17 protein-coding genes are annotated in these 18,013 nt (G+C 69.0%); 10 read left to right on the forward strand and 7 right to left on the reverse strand.

The window, feature by feature from the left end:
- Positions 1–60: 60 nt before the first annotated feature.
- The 4 genes from RTL41_RS07340 (at position 61) to minE (ending at position 2,555) form a co-directional block, all read left to right on the forward strand.
- Positions 61–525 (forward strand): DUF1579 domain-containing protein, encoded by a 465-nt coding sequence (locus RTL41_RS07340; RefSeq protein ID WP_312162859.1) that lies wholly within the window; start codon positions 61–63, stop codon positions 523–525.
- Between the two features lie 189 nt (positions 526–714).
- Positions 715–1,437, forward strand: a complete 723-nt coding sequence (minC, locus tag RTL41_RS07345) for a septum site-determining protein MinC (RefSeq protein WP_312162861.1) — start codon at positions 715–717, stop codon at positions 1,435–1,437.
- A 39-nt stretch (positions 1,438–1,476) separates the two neighbouring features.
- Positions 1,477–2,295, forward strand: coding sequence for a septum site-determining protein MinD (gene minD / locus RTL41_RS07350; RefSeq protein WP_312162863.1), 819 nt, complete (start codon positions 1,477–1,479; stop codon positions 2,293–2,295).
- A complete protein-coding gene (minE, locus tag RTL41_RS07355) occupies positions 2,292–2,555 on the forward strand; it encodes a cell division topological specificity factor MinE (RefSeq protein WP_312162865.1) in 264 nt (87 codons plus the stop codon). Before minD ends, minE begins: the two co-directional genes overlap by 4 nt.
- A 401-nt stretch (positions 2,556–2,956) precedes the next feature.
- On the opposite strand, the gene RTL41_RS07360 is transcribed toward minE, so the two are convergent.
- The gene (locus RTL41_RS07360; protein WP_312162867.1) at positions 2,957–4,543 is read right to left on the reverse strand and encodes an ATP-binding protein; all 1,587 of its coding nucleotides are present in this window, start codon (positions 4,541–4,543) and stop codon (positions 2,957–2,959) included.
- 315 nt (positions 4,544–4,858) lie between these two features.
- On the opposite strand from RTL41_RS07360, the gene RTL41_RS07365 reads away from it, so the two are divergent.
- The 3 genes from RTL41_RS07365 to RTL41_RS07375 all read left to right on the forward strand — a co-directional run bounded on the left by RTL41_RS07365 (position 4,859) and on the right by RTL41_RS07375 (position 8,172).
- Positions 4,859–6,517 carry a choline dehydrogenase gene (locus RTL41_RS07365; RefSeq protein WP_312162869.1) on the forward strand — a complete coding sequence of 553 codons (1,659 nt, stop codon included), beginning with the start codon at positions 4,859–4,861 and terminating at the stop codon, positions 6,515–6,517.
- 76 nt (positions 6,518–6,593) lie between these two features.
- Positions 6,594–7,547 (forward strand): aldo/keto reductase, encoded by a 954-nt coding sequence (locus RTL41_RS07370; RefSeq protein WP_312162871.1) that lies wholly within the window; start codon positions 6,594–6,596, stop codon positions 7,545–7,547.
- A gap of 31 nt (positions 7,548–7,578) precedes the next feature.
- A complete protein-coding gene (locus tag RTL41_RS07375; protein WP_312162873.1) occupies positions 7,579–8,172 on the forward strand; it encodes a TetR/AcrR family transcriptional regulator in 594 nt (197 codons plus the stop codon).
- A gap of 80 nt (positions 8,173–8,252) precedes the next feature.
- Here the strand turns inward: RTL41_RS07375 and RTL41_RS07380 are convergent, their stop codons facing one another.
- On the reverse strand, positions 8,253–8,798 hold the full coding sequence (locus tag RTL41_RS07380) for a PAS domain-containing protein (protein ID WP_312162875.1): 546 nt from the start codon (positions 8,796–8,798) through the stop codon (positions 8,253–8,255).
- A 189-nt stretch (positions 8,799–8,987) separates the two neighbouring features.
- Here RTL41_RS07380 and RTL41_RS07385 point away from each other — a divergent pair, with 189 nt between their 5' ends.
- Positions 8,988–9,857 carry a hypothetical protein gene (locus RTL41_RS07385; RefSeq protein WP_312162877.1) on the forward strand — a complete coding sequence of 290 codons (870 nt, stop codon included), beginning with the start codon at positions 8,988–8,990 and terminating at the stop codon, positions 9,855–9,857.
- A gap of 395 nt (positions 9,858–10,252) precedes the next feature.
- Here RTL41_RS07385 and RTL41_RS07390 read toward each other — a convergent pair whose 3' ends face one another.
- From RTL41_RS07390 to hfaA, 4 genes are all read right to left on the reverse strand, one after another.
- Positions 10,253–13,138, reverse strand: a complete 2,886-nt coding sequence (locus RTL41_RS07390) for an insulinase family protein (protein WP_312162880.1) — start codon at positions 13,136–13,138, stop codon at positions 10,253–10,255.
- A gap of 91 nt (positions 13,139–13,229) precedes the next feature.
- Positions 13,230–14,465 carry a holdfast anchor protein HfaD gene (gene hfaD, locus RTL41_RS07395; protein ID WP_312162882.1) on the reverse strand — a complete coding sequence of 412 codons (1,236 nt, stop codon included), beginning with the start codon at positions 14,463–14,465 and terminating at the stop codon, positions 13,230–13,232.
- The gene (gene hfaB, locus RTL41_RS07400; RefSeq protein ID WP_312162884.1) at positions 14,395–15,399 is read right to left on the reverse strand and encodes a holdfast anchoring protein HfaB; all 1,005 of its coding nucleotides are present in this window, start codon (positions 15,397–15,399) and stop codon (positions 14,395–14,397) included. The genes hfaD and hfaB overlap by 71 nt, the downstream gene beginning before the upstream one ends.
- Entirely contained in the window at positions 15,389–15,826 is a 438-nt protein-coding gene (hfaA, locus tag RTL41_RS07405) for a holdfast anchoring protein HfaA (RefSeq protein ID WP_312162887.1), read from the reverse strand. The genes hfaB and hfaA overlap by 11 nt, the downstream gene beginning before the upstream one ends.
- A gap of 168 nt (positions 15,827–15,994) precedes the next feature.
- On the opposite strand from hfaA, the gene RTL41_RS07410 reads away from it, so the two are divergent.
- Positions 15,995–16,630: a rhomboid family intramembrane serine protease gene (locus RTL41_RS07410; RefSeq protein WP_312162889.1), complete on the forward strand. Its 636-nt coding sequence runs from the start codon at positions 15,995–15,997 to the stop codon at positions 16,628–16,630.
- 73 nt (positions 16,631–16,703) lie between these two features.
- On the forward strand, positions 16,704–17,132 hold the full coding sequence (locus tag RTL41_RS07415) for a CBS domain-containing protein (RefSeq protein WP_312162892.1): 429 nt from the start codon (positions 16,704–16,706) through the stop codon (positions 17,130–17,132).
- A 55-nt stretch (positions 17,133–17,187) separates the two neighbouring features.
- On the opposite strand, the gene RTL41_RS07420 is transcribed toward RTL41_RS07415, so the two are convergent.
- The gene (locus RTL41_RS07420) at positions 17,188–17,625 is read right to left on the reverse strand and encodes an Rrf2 family transcriptional regulator (RefSeq protein WP_312162894.1); all 438 of its coding nucleotides are present in this window, start codon (positions 17,623–17,625) and stop codon (positions 17,188–17,190) included.
- Positions 17,626–18,013 lie beyond the last annotated feature (388 nt).

Raw genomic sequence — 18,013 nt, forward strand, 5'->3', positions numbered from 1 at the left:
CACGCCCCTGGCAGCAGCGCTCGGCTAGACCCGGCGCTGCTCGACAGGAGGATCGGTCAGATGAGCTCGGCGCACGACTTCGACTTCAATCACGGCGACTGGGAGGTGACGAACCGGCGGCTGAAGGTCCGCGGCGTCGGCTCCGACGACTGGGAGGTGTTTCCCTCCTACGAAAAGGCCCAGTTGCTGATGGGCGGCATGGTCTCGATCGACGAGAGCGATTTCCCGACCAAGGGCTTCCGGGGCATGACCCTGCGCCTCTACGATCCGGCCCAGGACCGGTGGGCGATCTACTGGATCAACTCCCAGGACGGGCAGTTGCAACCACCGGTCTATGGCCGCTTCGAAGGCGGCAGGGGCGTGTTCGCCGGCGACGACCTGGACGAGGGCAGGCCGGTCAAGGTCCTGTTCGACTGGAGCGGCACGGACACGCCGGCGCCGCGCTGGAGCCAAGCCTTCTCCTATGACGGCGGCGAGACCTGGGAAACCAACTGGATCATGGAGTTCCGGCGCCCGACGGGATGAGGCGGCGCCTCCAAGCTTGACCTCATGGCGCCGAAACTGCGGCGAGATCCGGTCGCAAGAAAGCCCCACGAATCAATGACTCCCGTCGCCTAGGGAGCGCCCGGAGGGGGATCCCTGTCCCCACAATCCGGACGGAGGCGGCATGTGCGCGCAACTCGACCATCGCCATTGCGACGCCAGGCGCCCGACGTGACCGCCGAGACGCATCCCTTGCCGAAGATCCGGGTGCGCGGCCGCAGCGTCATGGCGCTGATCCTGGCTCCGGAAGCGCCGTTCGCCGAGTGGTTCGCCGCGCTCGACCAGCAGTTGCTCAGCTCGGCCGGGCTGTTCGACAACCGCCCGATCGTCGTCGACCTGGCCGCCGCCCTGGAGAGCGTCGGGCCTGAGTCCGTCCTGGTGGCGCTGGAAGGATTGAGCGCCCGCGGCCTGCGGGTGATCGGCGTCGAGGGGCTGCGCCAGGCGGCGCTGGCCGGCACGCCATGGGAGCAGCTTCCGACCAACCTGCACGGCAACGTCGCGCGCCGGGCGCGCAGCGACCTCGTCGCCGCGGCCGCCCCCGACGTCTCGCCCGCGGCGCCGGCCGCCCCCTCGCTGCTGATCGACCGCCCGGTGCGGTCGGGCCAGTCGGTGATCTTCGAGGACGGCGACGTGACCATCGTCGGGCCGGTGGCCTCGGGCGCGGAGGTCATCGCCGGCGGGTCGATCCACATCTACGGCGCGCTGCGCGGCCGGGCCATCGCCGGGCTCAAGGCCGGCGCGGAGGCCCGCATCTTCTGCCGCCGGCTGGAGGCCGAACTGGTCGGGGTCGATCACCTCTACCGGACGGCCGAGCATTGGGGCGCGGACCTGCACGGCCAGGCGGTCCAGGTCCGCTGCGACCGCGGCGCGCTGCGGCTTTCGGCGCTCGCTTGATTGGTGCTCGTCGTGGGACGAGGGGAAGGAACGGTTCGTATGTCCAAGGTCGTCGTCGTCACATCCGGCAAGGGGGGCGTAGGCAAGACCACGTCCTCGGCGTCCCTGGGGGCCGCGCTCGCCCAGGCCGGGCAGAAGGTGGTCGTGGTCGATTTCGACGTCGGCCTGCGCAACCTCGACCTGGTCATGGGCGCCGAGCGGCGGGTGGTCTTCGACCTCGTCAACGTCGTCCAGGGCGACGCCAAGCTGGCCCAGGCCCTGATCCGCGACAAACGCATCGAGACGCTGAGCCTGCTGCCCGCCTCGCAGACCCGCGACAAGGACGCCCTGACCGAGGAAGGCGTCGGGCGGGTGATCGACGACCTGCGCGAAAGCTTCGACTGGGTGATCTGCGACAGCCCGGCCGGCATCGAGAAGGGCGCGACCCTGGCCATGCGCTACGCCGACCTGGCGGTGGTGGTCACCAATCCGGAAGTCTCCTCGGTGCGCGATTCCGACCGGATCATCGGCTTGCTGGACTCCAAGACCCGGCGCGCCGAGAGCGGCGAGCGGATGGAGAAGCAGTTGCTGCTCACCCGCTATGATCCCGCCCGCGCCGCCCGCGGCGAGATGATGAGCGTCGAGGACGTGCTGGAGGTCCTGGCCATTCCGCTGCTCGGCATCGTCGGCGAGAGCCCCGACGTCCTGACCGCCTCCAACGTCGGCTGCCCGGTCACGCTGCACAATCCGGGCTCCCCGGCGGCGCGGGCCTACAGCGACGCGGCCCGGCGGCTGCTCGGCGACAATGTCGCCGTCAGCGTCCCGCGCGAGCGGCAAGGCTTCATGAGCCGGCTGTTCGGCAGAAAGGCCGTGGCATGAGCTTCCTCAACCTCTTCAGCCGCCAACGGCGCTCGGCCCCGGTCGCGCGCGATCGCCTGCAGGTGCTGCTGGCCCACGAACGCGGCCTGGGCGGCGGCGCGGACCTCGCCGCCATCCTGCAGCAGGAGATCCTGGCGGTGATCGCCAAGCACATTCCGATCGACCAGGACCGGGTGGTGGTCAAACTCGATCGCGGCGATCAGGTCTCCACCCTCGAGATCGACATCGAGATGCCCGAGACGGCCTTGTCGGGCCGCTGAGGCCGGTCGATCGCATAGGCCCCGCCCTTGTCCTGCGATCGTCATCCCCGGCCGCGCAGGCGTGCCGGGGATCCATACGCCCCGGAGATTCTCGACAAAGCTCGGCGTCTGTGGATGGCCGGGCGGCCCGGCCATGACGAACCGGCTTCTGGATGCTCCCCCGCTGGGGGAGCTCCCGGCCGTAAGGCCGGGTGAGGGGGACTTTAAAGTCGCTGGCGCCATGCCTGAAGACTTCCCGAGTTTCGATGGTCCAGCTCGTGTGACGCCGAAGTTCGGTAGGAGTCCTGGTCCCCCTCAGTCCGCCATTCGGCGGACAGCTCCCCCAGAGGGGGGAGCATCTGCAACGGGGATCGAACTCAGCCCTGCCCAGGAGGGAGCATCCAGGCGCCGCAGCCGTCCGCCTACGCCGATAGCCCCGGGGCCAGGGGCAGGTCGAAGCAGGCCCTGGTTCCGGCGCCGAGCTGGCTCTCCAGCCGCAGGCGCCCGCCGTGCTGCTCGATCAGCTCCTGCGACAGGGCCAGGCCCAGCCCCCAGCCTTCCGGCCGCGAGAGCTTGTCACCCATCTGCACATAGGGCCGGCCCAGCAGGGCCAGGTCCTCCTCGCGGATGCCCGGCCCGAAGTCCTTGACGCAGATCATCAGCCGCCCGTCCTGGATGTCGGACGAAACCTCGACCAGGCCGGTCGGCGGCGAGAACTTCACGGCGTTGGCCAGCAGGTTGATCAGGATCTGCTTGATCGCCCGCTGGTCGGCGTGGACCTGGGGCCAGTCGCCCGGCTCCATGACCACGTTCACCCCGGCGTCGATGGCCAGGCCCCGCACCAGCCGCAGCGACTGCTCGACGACCTCGCGGCTCGACACCGGCGTGGGCGCGAGCTCGATCTGGCCGGCCTCGATCTTGGCGGTGTCGAGCAGGTCGCTGACCAGTTCGTTGAGGTGCGAGCCGGCGATCTCGATCGACTGGGCGTAGTCGAGATACTTGGCGTGGCCGATCGGGCCGAAGGCCTGGCGCGACATCATGGCCGAGAAGCCGACCACCGCGGTCAGCGGCGAGCGCAGCTCGTGGGTCATGGTCGCCAGCAGCAGCGTGCGCGCGGCCATGGCTTCCTCGGCGGCGTGGCGGGCCAGGTTGGCCTCCCGGAGCAGGGCGTTGCGGCCGGCCATGACGCTGGCGACGGTGACCGGGCCGAGGGCCACCAGCATCACCCCCAGGCGCAGGGACATCAGGTCGAAGCCCATCACCGCCGCAAAGCCCATCGAGGCCGAGGCGTTCGACAGGAACAGCAGGGTCCAGACCGCGAAGGAGAGCGTCAGCAGGGTGGTGGCGGCCAGGCTGTAGGTGAGGGCGCACCAGAGCAGGGTCGGAACCGGGAAGGCCAGGGCGCCGGGGCCGCCGACGGCCGGCACCAGGGCCAGGCTGACCACGTAGGCCAGCAGCGGGGCCAGCGCGCGCAGGTTCGGGCGGGTGGTGAAGGTCTGGACCAGCCATCGTTTCAGCGCCGTCGGCCTGGGGAAGGTCAGCACCACCGGCAGCACGACGATGTAGTTGGCCAGCTCCGTCGCCAGCCAGATGAAGAAGCCGTTCAGGGCGTTGCGATGATAGATCAGGGCGTTGACGCTCGCGCCGAACACGCTGGTGGCCGCCGAGGCGGCGAGCGCGATCATCGTGACGGCGAGCAGCGACGAGGGGCGCAGCAGCAGCCGGTCTTCCGGCGCCAGCCGCTTGAAGAGCAGGTAGCCCGTCAGGACCCCGGCGAGGTTGCCGACCGCCAGCAGCAGGGTCCGCGCCCAACTGCTTCCGTTCAGGGCGTCGGCCGCGACCAGGGCGGCGGCGGCGCCGACCCAGCCCATGGGGACGGCCAGGTCGGGACGGCGCACCAGCAGGCCCAGAAGCACCGCGTTCGCGGCCCAGAAGGTGCTGAGATGTCCGCTGGGGCGCAGCAGGATGCCGATGCTCGCGGCGATGAACACGACGCAGCCAACGGTCATCAAAGCCGTCAGATGGGGTGCCAGGCCTCTGCCGAGGCTGTGTTCGCCTCCAGCCGAGGCCATCTGCTGGGCGCTCATGAGACCGTCGCCAGGGGCGAAATTGCCACCGTGGGCTATTGGCGCATGAAAGTCATATGCACTCAAGGTCGTGGGCTCGCATGGCGGTGGACGGATGCCGGCCGGTCGGCAAGTTCCTGCGGCGCGGGCCGCCAAACCTGACGTTAGGGCGCCGAAAAAGCCGGCCCTGCCGCTTGATTTCGAGCCCTGGCTTGGGTCAGGGTGCGGATAACTTAACAGTGTTTAGGGACGGAACACATGGATCGCTTCGACTACGTCATCATTGGCGCGGGGTCCGCCGGATGCGTGCTCGCCAACCGACTGACGGAGGATCCGCAAGTGAAGGTCCTGCTGCTGGAGGCCGGCGGCAAGGACAACTCGATCCTGGTGAAGATGCCGGCCGGCGTCGGCTCCTTGATCGGCAAGCCCGGGACTTTCAACTGGGGCTTCTGGACTGAGGCCGAACCCAATCTCGAAGGCCGAAAGCTCTGGTGGCCGCGCGGCAAGGGCTGGGGCGGCTCCTCGTCGATCAACGGGATGATCTACATCCGCGGCCATGCCCGCGACTACGACCAGTGGCGCCAGATGGGCCTGCAGGGCTGGTCCTACCGGGACGTGCTGCCGTACTTCAAGCGCTCGGAAAGCCTGGAAGGCGGCGGCGACGCCTGGCACGGCGGCGAGGGGCCGCTGAAGGTGTCCAAGGCCTCGACGCCCAACCCGATCTATTCGGCGACGATCGAGGCGGGCCGCCAGGCCGGCTTCAAGGTCACCAGCGATTTCAACGGCTTCCAGCAGGAGGGCTGGGGCCCCTACCAGTTGACCATCCATGACGGCCAGCGCTGGAGCGCCGCGCGCGGCTATCTGCACCCGGCCCTGTCGCGGTCCAACCTGACCTGCCTCACCGGCGCGCGGACCAGCAGGATCATCGTCGAGAACGGCCGCGCCACGGGCGTGGAATACATCGACGCCAAGTCGGGCCAGAAGCGCGTGGCGCACGCCGACAGGGAGGTGCTGCTGTCGGCCGGGGCCGTGCAGTCGCCGCAGATCCTGCTGCTGTCGGGGATCGGCGATCCCGAGGAACTGGGCAAGTTCGGCATTCCGGTGGTCCAGGCGCTGAAGGGCGTGGGCGCCAACCTGCAGGACCACCTGGACGTCACCATGTCCTGGGAGTGCCCGCAGCCGATCACCGCCCACTCGCTGCGCAAGGGCCTGATCAAGACCCTGGCCATCGGCATGAACTACGCCTTCTTCGGCAAGGGCCTGGGCCGCCAGCAGTTCCTGGAATCGGGCGCGTTCCTGAAGTCGCGCCCCGATCTCGACCGCCCCGACCTGCAGATCCACACGGTCGCGGCGATCATGCAGGACCACGGCAAGGTCGCCGTTCCTAAGGACGGCTTCACGTTCCACGTCTGCCAGCTCCGGCCGGAAAGCCGCGGCCGGGTGGGCCTGCGCTCGGCCGATCCGTCGGACGATCCGGCGATCTTCGCGAACTATCTCTCCACCGAGGAAGACCGCCGCGCCCTGCGCGAAGGCGTGCGGATGATGCGCAAGGTCGCCGCCCAGGCCGCGCTCGACCCCTACCGGACCGAGGAGCTGTTCCCAGGCAAGGACGTGGAGACCGACGAGCAGATCGACGCCTGGATCCGCAAGCACGCCGAGACGATCTATCACCCGGTCGGCACCTGCAAGATGGGCGCGGCGGGCGACGAGATGGCGGTGGTCGACGGCGAACTGAAGGTGCGCGGCGTCGAGGGCCTGCGGGTGATCGACGCCTCGGTCATGCCGACCCTGGTCGGCGGCAACACCAATGCTCCGACCATCATGATCGCCGAGAAGGCGGCCGACATGCTCCGCGGCCGGGCCGCGCTGCCGGCGGAGGACGCGCCGGTCTACGGGGACGACCAGCAGGCCGCTTAGCGCTATTATCTGGCCCTCTCCGATCGGGGAGGGCTTTTTTCCTTATTCTTTCAGACATTTGAAGATGGAGGCGACGATGGAACTGCGCAGGTTGGGCAAGTCCGATTTGAAGGTCGCGCCGCTGGTGCTCGGCGGGAACGTGTTCGGCTGGACCGCCGATGAGGCGACGTCCTTCAAGCTGCTGGACGCCTTCGTGGCCGGCGGCTTCAACATGGTCGACACCGCCGACGTCTATTCGCGCTGGGCGCCGGCCGGCGGCGGCGCCTCCGAGACGGTGATCGGCAAGTGGCTGGCCCAGGGTGGCCAGCGCGACAAGGTGGTGCTGGCCACCAAGTTCGGCTCGGAGATGGGCGAGGGCATGAAGGGCCTCTCGGCCAAGTACATGGTGGAGGCCGTCGAGGCGTCGCTGAAGCGGCTGCAGACCGACTATATCGACCTCTACCAGTCGCACCGCGACGATCCCGACACCCCGCAGGAGGAGACTGCCGAGGCCTACGACCGGCTGGTCAAGTCGGGCAAGGTCCGGGCCATCGGCTCGTCCAACTTCACGCCCGAGCGGCTGAAGTCGGCCCTGGAGATCAGCGAGGCCAAGGGACTGGCCCGCTACAACAGCGAGCAGCCGCTCTACAACCTCTATGCGCGCGCCGGCTTCGAGAGCGGTCTGCAGCAGGTCTGCATCGATAACGAGGTCGGGGTGATTCCGTACTACGGCCTGGCCTCGGGCTTCCTGACCGGCAAGTACCGGACCGAGGCGGACCTTTCGAAGAGCCCGCGCGGCCAGGGCGTGAAGCGGATGATGGATGCGCGCGGCATGCGCATCCTGGCGGCGCTGGACCGGGTCTCGGCCGAGAAGTCGGCCTCGCAGGCGCAGGTCGCCCTGGCCTGGGTCATGGCGCAACCGGGGCTGACCGGCCCGATCGCCTCGGCCACCAGCCTGGAGCAGCTCGACGAACTGATGGGATCGGCCCGGATCCGGCTGACGCCGGACGACCTGGCGGCGCTGGACGAGGCGTCCGCCGCCGATTCTTGAAAAAACGACCGATCGTGCTAATGTGCGGCGCATGAAAAAAGGCGCCGCGACACGTGAGGCCATCGTCGGCCGGGCTCTGCAGCAGGCTGTGACGCTCGGGCTGGAGGGCCTGTCCCTCGGCCCGCTGGCCGACAGCCTGGAGCTTTCCAAGAGCGGGCTCTTCGCCCACTTCAAGTCCAAGGAAGCCTTGCAACTCGCTGTATTGGAGGAGGCGATCGAGCGCTTCCGGGCGCGGGTGATCGAGCCTGCCCTGGCCCAGCCGCGCGGCCGCGCGCGCATGGACGCCCTGATCGGGCGCTGGTTCGACTGGGTCGACGGCGAGCCGGACATGCGCGGCTGCATCTTCGCCGTTTCCGCCCAGGAGTATGACGACCGGCCGGGCCTGATCCGCGACCGGCTGGTGGCCTCCCAGCGCGAGTGGCACGACACCCTGGCCCGGATCGCCGCCGACCTGCCCAAGGCCGGCAGGGCGCCGCCGGACTATTGCCGGCAGTTGGTCTTCGAACTGATCGGGGTGAGCTTGGCCTATCAGCAGCAGGCCAAGCTGTTCCGGGCGCCGAACGCGCGGGCCCTGGCCGAAGAGGCCGTGGCGCGGATCCTCGACGACGCCGGCGCGGCGCTTTAGAGCATTTTCCGCTGAAGCGGCCGCCGGAGAAAATACTCTAGATTCAAAGGGTCTAGAGCGAAATCCGATCGGATCTCGCCCTAGGCGACCCAGCGGCCGTCCAGGGTGGCGAGCCGCAGGCGGTGGGTTTCCTCGTTGGCCGCGCCGACGCCGTGGACATCGCGCAGGACCAGCCGGCGGATCGGCTCGTCCTGCAGGGCTGCGACCAGCGAGATCGGCTGATAGAGGCCAAGATAGCGCTCCGGCGACCCCGGCCCCCCGGCGATCGGGGCGAACAGCAGTTCCAGGTCCAGGGTGGCGTGGTCGCTGAGCGCGTCGATGCGCGCGACCATCGGTTCCGGCCGGCGGCGGGCCGTCTCCAGCGCCGTCTGGAGCTCCAGGCGTCCCAGCGGATCGACCAGGGTCAGGAAGTTGCGGCCGCGCAGGTCGCGCTGGTGCAGCTCCGAGACCAGGCCGCCGGTGAGCCGCACCGGATAGACGCCCGAGGCTTCGCGGCCGAGCACGAAGGCCTGGGGCGCGAGCTTGGCGAACTCGGTCGGATCGATGGCCGAGCGCACGGGCAGGCCGGAAACGCCGCTCTTGCTGCGCCAGTAGTCGATCATCTGCTGCGTGTTCGAATGGAACATCTCGACGCCTCCGATGCGGCCTTCGGCGACCGCATGGGGCTTGCAAGCAGAATCGGGCCAGGCCGCGGCCGTGCCAGAACGAGACGCCGGGATGCTTCCAGGCTCAGAGATTCTTAAGCCGCCTAAGCTTTACTGCCGAGAATTGCCAATTCCGCCGAGGCGGTCGGCTGGCCTTTGGAGGGGCCATCCATGAAGACGCGTTCGACCCTGCTGGGCTTGATGCTCGGCTTTGGCCTTCTCTTGTTGACCGGCGCGGTCCCCCAGAGCGCCGCGGCGCAGTGCTGCGCGCCGCCGCCGCCCCCGCCGGTGTGCTGCCAGCCGCCGACGCCGCCGTGCTGCACCCCGCCTCCGCCGCCGCCCCCGCCGCCGACCACGCCCTGCTGCGGCGATCCGGGCGGCCCGAACGTCAACGTCCACGTCTCGAACGTGAGCGTCGCCGTGGCCAATGCGGGCGCCGGCGCGCGGGCAGGGGCCGGCGCAGGAGCCGGCGCGGCCGTCTATTACGGCGGTGGCGGCTATGGCGGCGGCTTCTCGCCGCCCATCTCCACCGGCGTGGTCCAGCTCAATGTCGACGCCGGCAAGCGCATGAAGCGCGTCGCCTACGAGGCCAGCCGCATGCGCACGCGCCGCGTGGTCATCCAGGCGGTCTGCATCGATGCGCGCCAGATCCCGCACCCGGCGTCGCAGGTGCGCCCCGACCGCGACATCGACGCCTCATACGAAGGTGAACTCTATCGCTGCATCGCCGGAACCTGGCTGCAGGCGACGATCGCCGACTTCGACGGCAAGATCGACTTCAGCGGCGGCAAGACCCTGGCCTGCCGCAAGGGCGACGCCCTTTATCACGGCCGCGACGGCAAGGTGGAATGCCGCCGCCAGACCCCGGCCCGCGACTGCAACGAGCGCTCGCTGCTGCGTCGCTTCGGGGCCGGCGTGAAGGTGCTGACCATCACCGAGGTCGAGAAGTACACCGCCTATCGCGAGGAAGAGGAGCGCGTGGCCGAGAGCGTCTCCACGAGCATGAGCCTCGACGGCGGCGTCGGCGGCTACGTCTACTAGGGGCGGGCCGCAATTCGCAGCTAGGGATTCCAAATCCTTAGCTGTACCTCTCATCCGGTCGTCCCGGCGAAGGCCGGGACCCAAGCAGCGCTTCGGCCAGGCTGGAGCGCTGCTTTTTTGTTTGCGATTCCGCTTGGGTCCCGGCCTTCGCCGGGATGACCGGCGTCGGGTATGGCCCGTTGGTCTCCGAGAACGGAAAGCCGCAGTCGGCCATTGCCGGAGCCGCGCAAGGCTCAGGCGATGCGCGATGGGGTCGCTGATACGGGCGAGGCCCCCCAACTGCCGTTCCAGTCCCGCGACAGCGCCGCGGATTCGCTGGGGGGATAGAGCCAGCGCGGCCCCAGCTTGACCATATGACGCTATGCCGCGCGGTCCGCGACGATCGGCGCGGTTCCCTATTTCCTGGCGGGCATGACCTCCAGCATCCACATGCCGTCGTCCTTCAGCACGGCCTGGGCGGCGCGCCGGACGTCGGCGGCGGTAACCCTTTCCGTGCCGGGGATCAGGCCGCGGGTCGCGTCGAGGCGGCGGGGGTCGGCCTGGGCGCCGGAGAGTTCGCCGATCCAGTAGCCGTTGGTCTCCCGGGCCTTCTCGATCTGGTCGATGCGCGGCTTCTTGGCGCGCGCCAGCTCGTCGGCGCTGACCTCCTTGTCGCGCAGGTCGGCGGCGATCTTCTTCACGTCGGCGAAGAAGTCGGGGAGCTTGGCCGGCGGGATCTCGACGCTGGCCGAGACGTAGCCCCAGCCCGGCCAGACCATGCTGTGATTGTAGACCACGCTGGGCGAATAGGTGGCCCCCTGGGCCTCGCGCAGTTCCTCGATCAGGCGCAGTTCCAGCACTTCGCCCATCACCGCGGTGTCGCGGGCGCGCTGCGGGTCGGCGAAGAAGTCGTTGGTCCGCCAGGCGATATAGCCGATCGACTGGTCGGCGCGGCCCTTGTGGGTCAGGACCACCGGCTTGTCGACGCCGCCCGGGAAGCCGACATCCCGTTGCTCGGGCGAGACCGCCGCGCCGTTGCGGGCGGGCAGGGCGCCGAAGGTGCGGGCGACCGCTTCGGTGGCCTTCTCGACGGTGGTGTCGCCGACGATCACGACCTCGATGGAACCATCGGCTAGGGCCGGCGCGATCATGGCCTTGAACTGATCGAGGCTGGCGGCCGCGATCTGCTCGCGGGTCGGGAACGCCCAGCGCTTGTCGCCCGCATGCAGCAGGCGCGAGAGGTCGCGGCTGAGAACCCCGGAGTCGGTGGATTCGTACTGGTCGTTGGCGGTCTGATAGGCGCCTTGCAGGCGCTTGAACGCCTCGGCGCGCCAGCCGGGCTCGGCCACATAGGCGGCCAGGACCTGCATCTGGACGTCCAGGTCCTCGGGCCGGGTGTTGCCGGAGAAGACGAAGGCGTCGTCCCCGACGCCGAACTGGGCGCCGTAGACGCGGCTCGCCAGGACGCGCTCCATGTCCTCGGCGCTGATCTGCTTGAGCCCGCCCTCGACATAGGCGCCAGCCGCCCAGCCCAGGCTGGGGGCGTTCTTGGCGAGATCCAGCCGCCCGTCCCCGACGTTCACGCGCACCAGGATCTCGTCGTCCTTGAAGCGGGTCGGCTTGACCGTCAGGCGCACGCCGTTGTCGAAGCGGATGAAGGTGGCGTCGAGGTCGGGGGCGTCCTTGGTCTCGACCACCTTGCCCGCGCCGCCGAATGACACGTAGGGCCAGGCGACCTCGGTGGCGGCGACCGGTTCGGCGACGGCGGTCTTGCGCGAGGATTCCAGTTCGGCCAGCAGGGCGGCCTCGCCGCCCTCGATGGGCTGCGGGGAGGCCATGAACAGCAGCGGGCCTTCGCCCTTGAAGGTGGCCTTCAGGGCGGCCGATACCTGCTCGGCCTTGAGGTCCTTCACCGTTTCCTCGAACAGGGCGAGATCCTGGGCCGGGTTGGTGACGACCTCCTGGTCGCCGATCGAGGCGATAATCTCGCCGGCCAGTTGGGCAGGGGTGCGGGTGGCGGCGCCGGCGGCGTCGGCCATCTTGTTGGCGCGATATTCCGAGATCTCGCGGTCGAGTTCGTCCTGGCGGACGCCGAACTGCACCGCGCGGCGCTGTTCCTGCTCGGCGGCGGCCAGGGCTTCGCGCCAGCGGCCCGGCTCGGCGTTGACGATGAGCAGGGTGGTTTCGGCGGCGTCGTACTCGTTGTTCCTGAAGACGCCCGCGGCGATGAACGGCGGCTGGCCGCCGCGCGCCAGGCGTTGCAGGCGGCGGTTGACCACCGAGAAGCCGAGCTGCTCGACCAGCTCGGCCTTGCGCTTGGCGGTGGTGTCGGGGGCGAGGTCGGGGCCGCGCACCCAGGCCATCTGCATCGACAGCGGGGCTCCGGGCTCGATGACCAGCTTGGCTTCGGTCTTGCGCGGTTCGACCTTGCCGAGGTCCGGCGCGGTCCCGGCGGGGCCGACGGGCTCCCAGTCGCCGAACCTGGCCTTGATCTTGGCCTCCATCGCATCGACGTCGAAGTCGCCGACGGCGACCAGCACGGCGCGCTCGGGGCGGTAGTAGCGATGATAGAAGTCGGTGAATTCGGAGGCCGCCGCCGATTGCAGCACCTCGACCTTGCCGATCGGATAGCGGGTGGGCGGCCGCTGGCCCTTCAGGAAGAAGCCGAGCCGTTCCTGATAGATGCGATAGGGCGGGGTGTCGCGGGCGCGCTCCTCGGAGAGCACCACGCCGCGCTCGCGGTCGATCGCGCCGGGGTCGAGGGTGAGGTCGCCGGCCGTCTCGCGCATCAGCATCAGCGCGGCGTCGACGGTCTCGTCGTTCGTGCGCGGCAGGTCCAGCTTGTAGATCGTCTCGTCGAAGTTGGTGGAGGCGTTGGTGTCGGCGCCGAAGGCCAGGCCCAGGCGCTCGAGGATCTTGATCATCTCGCCTTCGGGGACGGCCTTGGAGCCGTTGAAGGCCATGTGCTCGAGGAAGTGCGCCAGGCCCTGCTGGGCGTCGGTCTCCATCAGCGAGCCGGCGTCGAAGCGCAGGCGGATCGCGGCCTGGCCGGCGGGAATTGTCTGCTTGCGGATGGCGTAGCGCATGCCGTTCGGCAGCGCGCCGAACCGGATGCTGGGATCGGCGGCGATGTCGGACCGCGCCTGGGCCCACTCTCCCGGCTTCAGCTCGACCGCCGCCGCCGCTGCCGCCGCCGGCGCCTCCTTCCCGCGTCCCAGCTTCGGAAGCGGGAAGCTGGAAGCGTCCACGGGCATGGACAGGGCGATAGCGAGCGCGGAGGCCGCGCTGAACAGACGTCGCATCAGGTGTTACGGATCCGAGACAGGTGAAGCTGGGAAACATGCGCAGGCGAGCGTGGCCTTCGCAAGGCGCGGTTGGGGCGCAGAAAGGCGGCTATTGGCCTGAAGGGCGGCTGACGTAGTAGGTCGCCGAATTGCCGACCGCGTTGGCGACGCCGCGGGCGGAACGTCCCGACGTCACATTGACGACGCTCTGGGCGCCGACGTCGGCGTGGTTGGCCTGGTCGTTGTTCACGTCCAGGCGGCCCTGGCAGTCGGAGCAGGCATAGCCCATGACCGAGTTGCCGTAGGCGGTGGCGCTGACCCGGGCGTCATAGCCCTCCGTGCCGTCGAACCGGGCCACGGCCTCGATGCCGCCGCCGTCGTTGAACTGGACCGTGTCGAGGATCAGCTCGCCGCCGATGTCGCCGGCGACGATAGCGTTGCCGACCCCGTAGGCCGAGGCCGAAGCCGAGCCGTACTGATAGGCGGCCGACGCGGTCTGGGCGCGGACATAGGCCTCGTTGCTCTGGCGCGCGGTGACGTCGAGGAGGTGGCCCTCGTTCACGGCGTTGACGTTGTTGCCGGCGGCCGTGGCGGTGGTGACCGCGTCCTGGACATTGGCGAAGGCGGTGAACTGGGCGGCCTGGGTCAGGGGCGCGACGTTGTTCTGGTCGACGATCATGCGGGCCGCCGAGCCGTTGGCGCCCGACAGGGCGACGTCGTTGGCGGCGGTCGTGGCCGTGAAGCTGGCCGTGCCCGGGACGTAGCCGTAGACCCCGCCGCCGTCGGAGGTGACGGTCGCGGCGTTGGTCTGGCTGGTCCGCACGCCGGCCGAGGCATATTCCAGCCCGAAGGCCTGGGCGTTGCCGGCGGCCTGGGTCTGGCTGGCGATCTCGCCGGTGCGGCCGTCGGGGGCCTCGGTGTGGCTGTGGGCGGTCACGGCGTCGGCGCCCGTCGCCTGGGTGTAGACGCCGGTCATGGTCGCGCCATAGGCGCTGGCCTGGACGAAGTTGCCGGTGGCCTTGGTCGCCAGGCTGGTCGTCTGCCCGGAGCTGACGGCGACGTCGAGGCGGGTGTCGGCGCTCACCTGGCCCTGCGTCTCCTGATAGGAGCGCACGTCCATGTCGTAGCGGTCGCTGGCCGCCTTATAGGCGTTGCCGCTGGCGGTGGACGAGCCCGTGGTGAAGTCGCTGACCTCGACGACGTTCAGCGTCTGCTGGCTGAAGACGTCGCCCAACTGGATCTGGTTGTTGAGGACGGCGCTGGGCGGCGTCTGGCTAGTAGCGGCTTGGCACGGAAGAATCGCGGCGAGCGTTCCAACGAGAAGGATCTTCGCGCGTCTGGCCATTGTTGCTACCTAGGTTGTTGTAGGCCGGGACGTAGCCGCCGGTCACGCCCACCGTGCCGGCGCCCAGCGGGTCATAGCTCAGGCAGGCCTCGGGGCCCGGCATGCCGTAGAGGTTGGCGGTCATCTCGACCACCGCCCGCTCGACCAGGCTGCGGACCGCCAGTTGCATCGGCTCCAGCGCGCCGGCCCCGGCCGAGATGTCGAAGACGTTGCCGTTCAGGAAGTCGAAGAAGCCGACCCCGACTTCGCGGCCGATCACCTGCTTCTGATAGGAGATGACGTCCACGACCTCGAGGGTGCGGGTGTTGATGAGGCGCAGGTCCAGGCCGATGTTCATGACGAACAGCCGGCCGCGGAACGAACCCTTCGGGTCGCGGGCGTCCACGTCGCCGCCGAACACGTCGACGCCGGACGAGCGGATATTGTAGTTCAGCTCGGTGACGCCGCCGGCGACATAGAAGTCGGAGCCGGGCACCTGGCCGGCCAGGATGCGGCGGTACTCGGCCGCCTGGTCCGGCGCCGGGTTGGGCGTGTCGGAGATCAGCTTGTTGTTGGCGTACTTCAGCTCCAGCTCCGACACCGAGGTGTCGAAGCGCTCGACCAGCGGCATGCCGGCCTTGGCGAAGGCCGACATGGCCATCAGCGAGGCGCCCTGGGTGATCTTGCGGCCCGAGCCGTCGGACTCCGACTTGCCCGTGTAGTCGGCGATGCGGCCGATCGCGATGCGCGGCGCCACCAGCCGGGTGTTGCGCGCATAGCCGGCCATGCAGACGAGGGCGTCGGAATAGGGGGTCGGATTGACGGTCACCGGCGCGGTGCCGATGCTTTGGGCGTAGTTGCCGCCGGGGCCGGCCACCGGGGTGACGCAGGCCGACAGGGCGACGGAGGCGACGCTGAGCAGCGCGGCGACGCGCAAGGCGCTTTTATTGACCATCGGGCGCGACGCCTCCGCTCAGGCTCGAACCGGCCGAGACATTGCCGTTGTTGGTCTGGGTCGAGTTGACGATCACGGTGTTGTAGTTGCCCTGGGTGACCACGACCAGGCTGTTGCCGATGGCGGTGGAGCCGCCGCCCAGCGAACCGACGCCCGAATAGGCCTCGCCCGCCCCGGAGCCGAAGGCGAAGCTGGACTGGTCATCGCCCGTCTGGATGATGCCGTCGACGATCACCCGGTTGCCGTTCGCATCGCGGGTGGAGACGTTGACGGGGTGGTTCTCCGAGCCGGCGCGCCGGCCATAGCCGGCGTTGAAGTCGGCGGAATTGGCGGTCATCGACTGGGCGTGCGCGGAGGCGACGGCCAGGAGGCTTGCGAGCGTGGCGAACGCCAGCCCACGCAGAGCTGTGAAAGGTGCTGCGGCCATGGCCTTTGGGAAGTCCCCACCCCGAAAAAGACGACAGCCGGGTCGCACATTGCACATAAGCCCGGCCGAACTTGCGTGTATCTAAGGGCCAGACCCTCGCGATTTGGTTAAGGCGCGCGGAATAAAGTGAACGCCGGTCTTTTGAGGATCGGGCTTGGAGAGCGGGATTTGAGCGACCACGAGCGGCAGCCGATTTTCAACGCCCCCTGGCCGGCAGTGGTGGCCACGCTGGTGATCGTGCTCGGCTATCTGGCGCAGACCTTCCTGCCGCAGGACTGGCTGCTGCAGACCTACGCCTTCTCGTCGGCGGGCTTTGCGCAGGGGCGCTGGGAGATCCTGTTCACGTCCATGTTCCTGCACGGCAACTGGGCGCACGCGCTGATGAACGGCGGGGCGGCGCTGGCCTTCGGCACGCCGGTGGCCCGCTATTTCGGCGCCAGCCCGCGCGGGGCGCTGATCTTCCTTGTCTTCTATCTGTTGTGCGGAGCCGCCGCGGGCCTGGGTTACGGCCTGGCCAATCCAGGCAGCACGACCCTGATGATCGGCGCCTCCGGCGCGGTGGCCGGCCTGGTCGGCGCCGCGGCCCGGCTGATGGGCCGCGAAACGCCCGGCCCCTATTTCAGCCCGTCGGTGGTGAGCATGACGATCGCCTGGATCGCGGTGAACCTGTTGCTGGCGCTGGTGGGCTTTGCGCCCGGCCTCGGCGACGCGGGCGTCGCCTGGGAAGCGCATATCTTCGGCTACCTGGCCGGCCTGCTCCTGATCGGCCCGTTCGGCCGTTTCGTCCGCCCGCAGGAAGCTTGACGTTTTCGCGAGAACGTTGATTTTCCAGGCGTCCTGCGCGACGCTTCTCCAACGGTACAGGGAGAACGCGCAGATGCTGGTGTCTCAGATCCTCAAGGCCAAGGGCGACCTGGTGTTCACGGTGGGACCGGCTGAAACCATCAGCGCCGCCTTTGCGCTGCTGCATTCGCGCAGGGTCGGCGCGATGGTGGTGCTGGACGCCGACCGGGTGGTGGGCATCGTTTCCGAGCGCGACCTCGTCCGGGCCGTGGCCAAGGAGGGCGTGGCGGCGCTGGATAAGTCCGTCGCCGCCTTCATGACCCATGACGTGATCTTCGCCGAGCCGGGCGAGACGGTGGATTCGTTGCTCGGCCGGATGACCGACCGCCGCATTCGCCACCTGCCGGTCTGCGTCGATGAGCGCCTGGTGGGGATCATCTCCATCGGCGACCTGGTGAAGTGGAAGATCTCCGAGGTCGAAGCCGAGGCCGACGGGCTCAAGGCCTATATCGCCACGGGCTGAGGCTTGCTCGTGGAGGGCTTTCCGTTAAAGCCGGTAGAGACCCGCCGCTGACGACTCAGAGGTGCTCGAACACCTCGGCGCCTGCCGAGGCGGCGGCGTCGGCGAGGCTGTAGCCTTCCAGGACCTCGGACGTGGCGTCGCGGGCGCGGAGCAGGGCTTCGCGCAGGGCGCAGGTGGCTAGGTCCGGGCAGTCCTCGCACTTGCGGAACGACAGGCGGCTGACGCAGGGGGCCAGGGCCAGCGGGCCGTCGATCACCCGGATCACCTCGGCGAAGCTGATCTCGGCCGCCGGGCGGGCCAGGGTGTAGCCGCCGAACTTGCCGCGCCGGCTGACCACCACGCGGTTGCGGGCCAGCTCCAGCAGAATCGCTTCCAGGAACTTGCGCGGCGCGTCGGCGCGGACCGCCAATTCCCCGGACGTCACCTGGGCGCCGTCCGCACGCGCCAGTTCGACGAGTGCGCGAAGCGCATAGCGGGCCTTCTGCGAGAGCATTGCTTTATGTGTCTCCTGGTCTCGTCTCTTAAATGACGTGGCGAGGCTTTCTACAAGGTGTGCGTGGCTGCGCCCGACAATGCGCCACAGCCAGGATCCAAGGGGCGGGGCAGGGTTCTCCCCACGATCTTCACCGAACCGTCACGAGCGCTGTTGACTCCCCCATGGGAGGGGCCTAGACAGCCGCCTCCTCGGACGGGTCGCCGCCGGGGCGAACTAGAGGGATCCCTTGGATCACTTGGGTTTGCTGGCGGCGAACTGGACTGAGGGTCGATCCGTTTTCGAGTGTTTTCCGGTTCCTCCGGAGCTTTCGAAAAGAAGCTGAAAAAGCCGGGTTGACGAGGTTGGGTTGGCCCTCTAGATAGCCGCCTCCCTGGCTGGATCGCCG

Origin of the sequence: Phenylobacterium sp. (assembly GCF_031984885.1) — a bacterium.
Lineage (GTDB): Bacteria > Pseudomonadota > Alphaproteobacteria > Caulobacterales > Caulobacteraceae > Phenylobacterium.

What these genes read in the sequence shown, in the direction of transcription:
- RTL41_RS07360 (WP_312162867.1), bottom strand. Translation starts at nt 4,543, where the DNA reads ATGACCGTTGGCTGCGTCGTGTTCATCGCCGCGAGCATCGGCATCCTG.
- RTL41_RS07375 (WP_312162873.1), top strand. Translation starts at nt 7,579, where the DNA reads ATGAAAAAAGGCGCCGCGACACGTGAGGCCATCGTCGGCCGGGCTCTG.
- RTL41_RS07380 (WP_312162875.1), bottom strand. Translation starts at nt 8,798, where the DNA reads ATGTTCCATTCGAACACGCAGCAGATGATCGACTACTGGCGCAGCAAG.
- RTL41_RS07370 (WP_312162871.1), top strand. Translation starts at nt 6,594, where the DNA reads ATGGAACTGCGCAGGTTGGGCAAGTCCGATTTGAAGGTCGCGCCGCTG.
- minE (WP_312162865.1), top strand. Translation starts at nt 2,292, where the DNA reads ATGAGCTTCCTCAACCTCTTCAGCCGCCAACGGCGCTCGGCCCCGGTC.
- hfaA (WP_312162887.1), bottom strand. Translation starts at nt 15,826, where the DNA reads ATGGCCGCAGCACCTTTCACAGCTCTGCGTGGGCTGGCGTTCGCCACG.
- hfaB (WP_312162884.1), bottom strand. Translation starts at nt 15,399, where the DNA reads ATGGTCAATAAAAGCGCCTTGCGCGTCGCCGCGCTGCTCAGCGTCGCC.
- RTL41_RS07385 (WP_312162877.1), top strand. Translation starts at nt 8,988, where the DNA reads ATGAAGACGCGTTCGACCCTGCTGGGCTTGATGCTCGGCTTTGGCCTT.
- hfaD (WP_312162882.1), bottom strand. Translation starts at nt 14,465, where the DNA reads ATGGCCAGACGCGCGAAGATCCTTCTCGTTGGAACGCTCGCCGCGATT.
- RTL41_RS07415 (WP_312162892.1), top strand. Translation starts at nt 16,704, where the DNA reads ATGCTGGTGTCTCAGATCCTCAAGGCCAAGGGCGACCTGGTGTTCACG.
- minD (WP_312162863.1), top strand. Translation starts at nt 1,477, where the DNA reads ATGTCCAAGGTCGTCGTCGTCACATCCGGCAAGGGGGGCGTAGGCAAG.
- RTL41_RS07390 (WP_312162880.1), bottom strand. Translation starts at nt 13,138, where the DNA reads ATGCGACGTCTGTTCAGCGCGGCCTCCGCGCTCGCTATCGCCCTGTCC.
- RTL41_RS07365 (WP_312162869.1), top strand. Translation starts at nt 4,859, where the DNA reads ATGGATCGCTTCGACTACGTCATCATTGGCGCGGGGTCCGCCGGATGC.
- RTL41_RS07340 (WP_312162859.1), top strand. Translation starts at nt 61, where the DNA reads ATGAGCTCGGCGCACGACTTCGACTTCAATCACGGCGACTGGGAGGTG.
- RTL41_RS07420 (WP_312162894.1), bottom strand. Translation starts at nt 17,625, where the DNA reads ATGCTCTCGCAGAAGGCCCGCTATGCGCTTCGCGCACTCGTCGAACTG.